This is a genomic window from Priestia sp. BR_2, from assembly GCF_041954005.1.
GTDB classification, from domain to species: Bacteria; Bacillota; Bacilli; order Paenibacillales; family Paenibacillaceae; genus Paenibacillus_AQ; species Paenibacillus_AQ lautus_A.
Map to the genome: position 1 here is coordinate 1 of NZ_JAVFHM010000236.1, position 1780 is coordinate 1780.

The 1780-nt window shown below is 31.0% G+C and carries 3 protein-coding genes; all 3 read right to left on the reverse strand.

Annotated elements, in window-relative coordinates:
• The coding region (locus RB298_RS19125; protein WP_486048041.1) for a hypothetical protein at positions 1 to 263 on the reverse strand (263 nt) is incomplete at its 3' end.
• Positions 264 to 414: 151 nt separating this feature from the next.
• The gene (dut, locus tag RB298_RS19130) at positions 415 to 855 is read right to left on the reverse strand and encodes a dUTP diphosphatase (RefSeq protein ID WP_486048043.1); all 441 of its coding nucleotides are present in this window, start codon (positions 853 to 855) and stop codon (positions 415 to 417) included.
• On the reverse strand, positions 852 to 1780 hold a 929-nt coding region (locus RB298_RS19135), incomplete at its 5' end, for a dCTP deaminase/dUTPase family protein (RefSeq protein ID WP_486048045.1). The genes RB298_RS19135 and dut, both read right to left, overlap by 4 nt.

Here is a 1780-nt window from a genome sequence, read left to right on the forward strand (position 1 = left end):
CCATTACACCAACACCAATTATAATCATCCTGATATTGAGCCATTGATTTCATTTCATAATAATAAGCTTCTTTGCCAGTATTAAAATAAGCAATAAATTCTACATCATATTCACCATTATGTTTTGCTACTTCATCAATCCACTTCTTTGGTCGTTTAATTCGTTCATATGCTCGGTTGGGATTAGCACCTTGCCAATTGGAACCAATATAAAAAACTGTGTTTGTATTTTTAAACTTATGTACATATACGTAATATTTCATATTCATCTCTCCATAATACTTTTACTATTGTTGTATTGTGTTTTTTTGTGATGTAAAGCTATTTATGAAAAAAATAAAAAATGACCACTTAGCCATTAAGGTTAAGAAGTCATTTATATAATAAAATTTCTATTTTATTAATATGGAATAATTATTTAATACCAGAAGATCCAAAACCACCTGTAGCTCTTTCAGTTACGGAGAGTTCTTGTTTAGCCTCTTGTATTTCAGCTCTTAATACTGGTTTAATAACCATCTGAGCAATACGCATATCCTTTTCTACAAAAAATTGATTTTTCCCATGGTTAATTAGAATTACACCAATTTCTCCTCTGTATCCTTCATCGATAGTACCAGGACTGTTTAATACAGTTACTGAATGCTTTAGAGCTAATCCACTTCTTGGTCTGATTTGTGCTTCTGTGTTTTTAGGCAATTCAATTTGGATACCTGTTCGAATTAACTCTGCTTCTCCAGGTTGAATAACTTTCTCTTCAATAGAATATATGTCCATCCCTGCATCTCCATCGTGAGCATAAAATGGTAGTTTAGCTTCATTTACTAACTTTTTTATCTTAACAATAGGGTTCATTCGGATCCATTCCTTCCAAAAATTTTAAATAACGGTTTAATAAAGTAAGGGATAACTATCGTTGCTGTAAGAGGAATGATTAAGGCAAAATAAGCTACGACAGCTGGTTTGTCTTTTTTCACTCCTAGAGTCCATGCTAAATACACAATAACACCTATTAGCAATAATGTTGAGATAATTTTTAATAGATGAAACCAAAAAGATTTTGTTCTCTTATCATTCCTAATTTTAGATGTAGTAGCATGTGCTTTATCTGTATAAAATTTGATAATTTCTGTGAAATTTTCATAATTCCTATAAAAACTTTCTTTATTTAAAGTTTCTAAAACATTATTGTTTACAAAACCGAACTGCTTAAGTTCAGAATCGTTATTATTTATAAAGCTTATTGAGCCAATTGTATCGATCATGTCTTTAAGCTCTTCAAAATGCTGATCCTTACCTCTCCAGAATAAAAACTTTTTCCAGCCTTTCTTCTTCTGCACCTGAATAGCATCTTTCAATTGATCAAATCTACCTGGTGGGTTATCAAGATGACTTTCAGCAGGCGATACTAGTCGATGAAATACTAAAGTTACAAACGATTTATGTTTATATGTAAAGTTAATATTACCTTTATTGTCTCCGTCGTTTTTTTTAACCTTTTCTTTATTTATTTTTGCTAATGTAAACTTTAAACGTCTGTCGGTTGGATTATTCAACGAAATTAGCAACGGACCTTGCCACAAAGGGTCAAGAGTGGTAGAAATATGACCAAAACCAGATGAAACAATGCCTACTTTTGAATGAAATGTTCCTGCTATTTCCCTAGAAACTTTTACAGCTTCTCTAGTCAATATTAACACTGTGTCATGTGGCTCAATGTAACAAAATTTCTCGTCTTTTTCATTATAAATTTTAACAAGTAATTGATTTTTAGTTGATA